General features: G+C 38.1%; 6 protein-coding genes. 1 reads left to right on the forward strand and 5 read right to left on the reverse strand.

Going from position 1 to position 6,463, the window contains the following annotated elements; translation table 11 throughout:
* Window positions 1-37 precede the first annotated feature (37 nt).
* The gene (locus DWW90_RS04255; RefSeq protein ID WP_115497774.1) at window positions 38-640 is read left to right on the forward strand and encodes a nitroreductase family protein; all 603 of its coding nucleotides are present in this window, start codon (window positions 38-40) and stop codon (window positions 638-640) included.
* Window positions 641-726: 86 nt separating this feature from the next.
* Here the strand turns inward: DWW90_RS04255 and DWW90_RS04260 are convergent, their stop codons facing one another.
* The 5 genes from DWW90_RS04260 to DWW90_RS04280 form a co-directional block, all read right to left on the reverse strand.
* Entirely contained in the window at window positions 727-1,026 is a 300-nt protein-coding gene (locus DWW90_RS04260) for a hypothetical protein (protein ID WP_122344116.1), read from the reverse strand.
* 58 nt (window positions 1,027-1,084) lie between these two features.
* Window positions 1,085-3,622, reverse strand: coding sequence for an outer membrane beta-barrel family protein (locus tag DWW90_RS04265; protein ID WP_122344117.1), 2,538 nt, complete (start codon window positions 3,620-3,622; stop codon window positions 1,085-1,087).
* 171 nt (window positions 3,623-3,793) lie between these two features.
* Window positions 3,794-4,405 (reverse strand): Crp/Fnr family transcriptional regulator, encoded by a 612-nt coding sequence (locus DWW90_RS04270; protein WP_122344181.1) that lies wholly within the window; start codon window positions 4,403-4,405, stop codon window positions 3,794-3,796.
* Between the two features lie 36 nt (window positions 4,406-4,441).
* On the reverse strand, window positions 4,442-5,284 hold the full coding sequence (locus tag DWW90_RS04275; protein ID WP_122344118.1) for a hypothetical protein: 843 nt from the start codon (window positions 5,282-5,284) through the stop codon (window positions 4,442-4,444).
* Entirely contained in the window at window positions 5,271-5,618 is a 348-nt protein-coding gene (locus DWW90_RS04280) for a PadR family transcriptional regulator (protein ID WP_122344119.1), read from the reverse strand. Before DWW90_RS04280 ends, DWW90_RS04275 begins: the two co-directional genes overlap by 14 nt.
* Window positions 5,619-6,463: the final 845 nt, after the last annotated feature.

The following is a 6,463-nucleotide window of genomic DNA, read 5'->3' on the forward strand; positions in this document are numbered from 1 at the left end:
CTTATTTAAAAGGAACATAAAATAAAACAAATTAATTATGGCACGAGATTTTAAAGAAGCATTGAGACATCGCAGAACGTATTACCATATCACGAACAGTTCTCCGATATCAGACGAACAGATCAAAGAAATAATAGACTTCGCTGTTATGAACGTCCCTTCCGCCTTTAACTCACAATCAACCCGCATTGTGTTGTTATTAGGCAAGAACCATAAACGGCTTTGGGAGATCACAAAGGAGACACTGCAACGGCTGGTTTCAGCCGAAGTATTCAAAGGGACAGAAGCCAAAATCGACGGTAGTCTGGCTGCCGGATACGGAACGATTCTGTTTTTCGAAGATAAAGCCGTAATCGAACAATTGCAGGATTCATTCCCGACCTACCACGATAAATTCCCCATCTGGGCGCAACAGACTTCCGCCATGCACCAATTAGCCATCTGGACCATGTTGGAAGATGCCGGCCTGGGCGCATCCCTGCAACATTACAATCCGCTAATCGACGACACCGTATGCGCAGAATGGAAACTCGACCCTAAATGGGAACTCATCGCCCAAATGCCTTTCGGAACGCCGACAGAAGAACCGGGACCGAAAGAAATCAAACCGTTGGACAAAAGAGTGCTGGTATTCAAATAAAAAGAAAATAAAGCAGAAGTAGAAAAGGATGCCCATTGTCGTGCATCCTTTTTCATGTTTAATATAAACAACGACTAAAGTCTATTTTACTTCTGCTTAAATCTGAAATATCGAAATATAATATAATAATAGAGTACAGCTTGAAAAACAACTGATATTCCCCAAAATAAAGTATTCGTTATTTCATCATTCACCCAATGCGACGGTCCCAGTTCTATCCAAAAATATTTTTCCAGCAAAATAAACAATGCACCGAACGGAACATTTAATATTCCATATACCACCGATGCAAATTCCCATTGCCATCTCAACACCCCAAGAAGATAAGAACCCACAAAAACTACTGCAAGGACAGTAAAGAACAATTTTAAATTAACCTTTTTCATTTCCTTAAAATTTAAATTAAACAATTATGTATATAGATTAGAACTCTATTTTCCGAAACTACATTTCCTTAGAACTTTCAGTGTTAGAGCTATTGTTTCTTCCCTTGAGGTCATCATTCTTTATAGTACGCTGTACTTTCTTTATTTTTTCCTTCAATGCTCCAAAACGATAAGAAACACTTAAACGAAACTCTCGTGAATTGCGCCAGTTAGTCGAAACATAAGAGAATCCATCTCCGGTTGTTATCATTTCCATTCTCATTGTTTTCCAGAATGGATTCTGCATGCTTACCGATACGGACAATCTCTTTTTGAAGAAACTTTTACCAACATTAATCCCTGCAAAATAGAATGAAGATTGCTTTCCCTGTAGCATAATTGCGGGAGTAAAATAACCACCTTGCAGATTGATAGAAAACTCTTTTGGCAGGGTAAATTGTGCTCCGGCAATCACCCGACCGGCAAAACCACTGTTTTTTAGATTCCTCGCTTTATTGTCCAAGTCCGTATAGTCCACTCCTCCATTCAGGAATACCCGCACAAATCCGGCGGGACTTAAATTTCCGTAAACAAACAGCCCTACCTGACTTTTCTTCCCGATATTACCGTAACTGTTCCATAACACCCCGTTATATAAGGAACGTGGATCTGAAATCTCAAAATCGGCAATCTCGCTATATCTTTCTATCGCATTATCAATATAAGTATAATAAAGGCTTGCATTTATACTGAACTTTCTTCCGAATTTACTAAAATTCAGATCGTAGTTGTTACTCTTTTCCGATTCCAGATTCGGATTTCCTTGCATGATGGCTTGCGGATTCGTGTTATCAATATAAGGATTCAGATACGATATTCCCGGACGCTGGATTCGCATATTATATCCGATGCGCACTTGTGATGTCCTGTCAAGCTGATAAGCAAGTGCCACATTAGGGATTATATCAAAATAGTCGACATTGAAATTCATATCGGGAGCTTTCACATATTTAACGGATAAACTTGTTCCTTCACCGCGTAATCCCATCTTGACACCCAGCTTCTTAATCTTCATCTGATAACCTATATATGCAGCATAAATATGTTGAATATGTTTGAATTTACTATTTTCGGCAGAAACATCTTCCCAACTCTCCGAATCAGGCCGGTAAACTTGTTCCAACGTTTTACTTTTACTCTGACGGTTTATATATTTCACACCTCCCTCAATCGTTTGATTTTTCCATGTTGGAGTTGTATAATCAACTTGTGCAGTATGTTCCGAAGTGGCGGCATCATTAATATTCCATTGTGGAAATTCGTTTACAAGGTAATAATTTGCGACATCCGACAATTTGGTATGATTATCGTTATCATCGGGCGAATGACTGAAGCGATAAGATAAAGTCAGAAATTCATTTTTTCTGTTACCCATATGTTGGAAATCCATATTTACATCTGTTGAACCGAAATTATTTTTAAAGAGGCTTTCACGATTATATTTATATACTTGTGACGATTCTTTACCCCCAATCATATTCAAGCTCGCATCCAATTCAGATTGTATATTTGAATTTCCCCTAAACAGATTAAACCCTATACTTAACAAGTTCAGAGAATCTATTTCGTAATTGGCTTCCAAAAAGCCAAAATGGAACGGTGCCCTATTTTTACTACGCCCCTTTTCAATCAATCTCGACGGCATATCCCCTGCTATCACATCTTTTTCTGTTTCACGGACAGTATGTGAATCATACCATGGTATATTGCGATTATTATATCCGTAATTTGCAGTCAGTCCGAGTTTGTCGCCCTTCAAAACCAGATAACCGCCAGCCCCGAACGTTCCGAAGCTGCTTGTATTGGCACGGACAGTTCCGGCGTATCCTTGCAATTTGCTCTTTGCCGTAACAATATTTATAATTCCTCCGATACCTTCGGCGTCATATTTTGCGCCCGGATCAGTAATCACTTCTATGTTTTTGATAGAGCTGGCAGGCATACTTTTTAAAGCTTCCGAAGCATTGTTACCGCTTAATAGATTAGAAGGTTTACCATTCAAGAATATTTGATAATTGGAAGAACCTTTCAGTCGGATTTTATCGTCCCCGTCCACTGTTACCAACGGGACCTTACGAAGCATCTCCAGCGTATTATTCGTTTTAGATTCGGGATCATCCTCCATACGATATGTCAATTTATCTATATCGACTTTCACTAATGGTCTTTGGGCACTTACGGTTACTTCTTTTATTTTCTGAACATTCTCCTTCATCAACAACTCCCCCAGATCTATTTCATTCCTTTGTCCCTCCAAAGTGAAATACCTGATTAGCTTTATTTTCCCTACCGATTCTACCAGCAGCAAGTAGTTGCCCGGCTTGGCTACTTTTGCGGTAAAATTTCCGTTCTCGTCACAGACAAATGAATGGATCGCTTTTTTCAGAGAATCCGCATATGTAATCCTCAAGGTTGCATATGGCACAGATTCATTTGACACTGAATCCAATACGCAACCGCTGATTTTATAACCGGCATTACTCGTATTTCCGCTTTGCGCAAACAAATTAGTTAACATTAGCCATGCCAGTAACAGATAGATAATTTTTGTTCTCATGAATATTAATATTTGAATTAAACTTCTCATTCTTCAGCTCGATTCCAAGCATAAAAAAGCCCCATATACCCCACTCGGAGACCGAGTTTGTATACAGAGCAAAAATACAGCCTAATTATTTAATATTCAATGAATTAGAATTAACTTCAAGCAGTTTGAAATTAATCCGGATTAAGTAATTCGTTTCCGAATGCAACTAAGAGCTTGCGGCGTTATTCCTATATACGAAGCAATATATTTCAATGGAATATTTTGTAACAACATTTTATCTCCTTCAAGCAGTTTTACATATCGTTCTTCCGGCGTATATCTTAACAAACTTAATTCACGGACTGTTTTTCTTGCAAAAGCATATTCTAATGTAACCCTCATTATCTTATTTATATTAAGCGATGTCTTATATAAATAAGATAAGTTACGCTTGCTCAAACGCCAAATAACAGATTTACACAACGCCTGTACGTTAAAGACAGAAAGCTCCTTATTATTCAGGGAAGAATAAGCATTTGCAAATTCACAGGAAAAGGAAAATCCACAAGTTACCTCTTTATCGCTATCCATACCGGACACCCAGTAGCGGAAAATCCCCGATTCAATAAAATAAATATAATTCTCAACTTCTCCCTTCCTTATCAGATAATCATTTTTATCAAGTTCAACCCGTTCAAAGTGCTTGCATAAAAATAACTGCTCTTCATCAGTCAGGCGAATACTCGTATTTAACGTATCTGTGTCAACCACATTTACAGCCTGTTCGATTAATAGTGCAATATTCGTGCGCATATCCATATTATTTATCATTGTATGTCTAAAATTGCATCACGTCCAGAACAAAAAACTTGAAATCGATGTAACTAAAAGGGATAGAATACCTGATAACATAAGGGAGATAAAACGGGTTTTCTTCCTTTTACTTTTCAGGAACAAGTACAGACCGATACAAAGGACAACAACAGAGAGCACCGTAGAGGGCAGCATCCACATTGAATGTATTTCATCCGTAAAGAACGATACAAATACAGGGGCAAAACCGTAAAGGGCAAACACCACCAAAACCGGATCATCCTTTGTTTTCTTTGCCAACGCTTCTAATGGCTTAATCGAACTATTGAACATTAAACCGATAAGTATAGTAAGAAATAACGGGAACCACGACCATAATCCCAACTTTTCATCGCTGAATGAAGGTATTCTCACATAAGAAAAAAGCGCACTGAAAAGCAGACAGAAACCAATCGCGGGAAAACTCCAACGGGGAAATTCTTTTATCCATCCAATACACAAAAGGGCATACATCAGAATTACCGATGCCAGGAACGTCATGGATAGTATGGAATAGGGAGCATTTATTCCCATATCCAATGTCCACGCCAAGCCGAACACACCAAAAGGAATGACCGCAAGTAAAGAGGTACGGGTTGAGAACGAAGTTTCCATATTGAGCAACTTTAAGGTGAATAACTCTATATTTTTTAGTCTTAGCCCCGTTTGCTGTTCCAGCGTATGGCTCAGTGAATTTTCAAATGTATCACCATTGTTCATTCTTTCCTCAATCAGACAACAGATATGATCGAGCAAATCACTGAACACTAACGGACTTTCAATTCCGGTTTTAACCAGATAAGTTTCTACTTCCCGAGTTTGGTTTTCATTTAGTGTCATAAGCAGATTGAGGAATATCAAATAATTGTACAAGTATTTGAATGGACTGCTTTATTTCGTCCAATTTAGAAGTTGCCGCTTGCATCTGTGAGCAAGAAAGAGAATAATATTTCCTTTCCCGGTTTCCTATCTGTTCAGTTTCCACAATTAAAATACCCTCGTTCACCAATTTATGCAAAGCCGGGTACAACGCACCTTCCGTGAGAATGATATTATCAGAAGACAGTTCTTTAACCTTTTGCGTAATCTGATAACCATACATTCTGCCATTATCGTTTATAAGTTTAATAATTAACGGCTTAATCGTTCCTTTTAAGATTTCATTCGAGAACATGACATACAATTTTAAGTTCAACACCAAGTTTACTCCGCAAATATAGAAATAAATTAAATACATAAGTTAGTTATGTATAAGAATTTTAGGCATCAAGTATAATTAGCTTGAAATAATGGCTCACCCGGATAACCACAAGGATGAGGCAAATTATACAATAACCCTCTTTTTTGGCGTTTTTCTATTTCGTCTGAAAAGTTGATCCATTTTGGATTGACTCTTTTCACGGTTTTAATCTTCTTTACTGACAACAGATGGAGTGAGGTGCGCAGGTTGTCTGAAAAAGCGTACAATTTGATTACCGAAAACAGAAAATATCGGCAAAGTGATAAAGCTTAACTCCCGGAGAATCGAATATTTGAAAATAAAACGGACGGCGTTCCAAATATCCCAAGGAAATTTAGGGGCTTTTTTGCCCTAAAGACGGCCCTCTTTTCAATTACGACCGTTCTAATCTCCATTACGACCGTCCTAATCTTCGCGAGGTGCCGAGTGCACTACACATTAGAACGGTCATGATGGCAAAGAGGACGGTCGTAATGACTAAAAACACTCAAAAAAGGGGAAAAAGTCCCTTTTTGAGGTCAAAAAAGCGGATTAACATTTGTTTTATTTCGGATGTCTTTCGAACCTGAAAAATACGTTTTTTACAATAAGCTCCCTCTGCCGCAGGCTCTCTTTTGCCAAATAATGAATTTATTTATCCCCAATGATTATCGGGTGAGCCGAAATAATCTCTGTTAGATAGACTAATTGCGTCATTTGGGATTATTCTCAAAAAGAGGTGAACAAAATAACCTCCACATACATTTACTGTAAAACAAGAATTATTTCAACACCTCATC

The organism is Parabacteroides sp. AF17-28 (assembly GCF_003479205.1).
In the GTDB taxonomy this organism is placed as follows: domain Bacteria; phylum Bacteroidota; class Bacteroidia; order Bacteroidales; family Tannerellaceae; genus Parabacteroides; species Parabacteroides acidifaciens.

Coding starts and splice junctions, on each gene's coding strand:
- DWW90_RS04255 (WP_115497774.1), top strand. CDS start 38: ATGGCACGAGATTTTAAAGAAGCATTGAGACATCGCAGAACGTATTAC.
- DWW90_RS04260 (WP_122344116.1), bottom strand. CDS start 1,026: ATGAAAAAGGTTAATTTAAAATTGTTCTTTACTGTCCTTGCAGTAGTT.
- DWW90_RS04265 (WP_122344117.1), bottom strand. CDS start 3,622: ATGAGAACAAAAATTATCTATCTGTTACTGGCATGGCTAATGTTAACT.
- DWW90_RS04270 (WP_122344181.1), bottom strand. CDS start 4,405: ATGCGCACGAATATTGCACTATTAATCGAACAGGCTGTAAATGTGGTT.
- DWW90_RS04275 (WP_122344118.1), bottom strand. CDS start 5,284: ATGACACTAAATGAAAACCAAACTCGGGAAGTAGAAACTTATCTGGTT.
- DWW90_RS04280 (WP_122344119.1), bottom strand. CDS start 5,618: ATGTTCTCGAATGAAATCTTAAAAGGAACGATTAAGCCGTTAATTATT.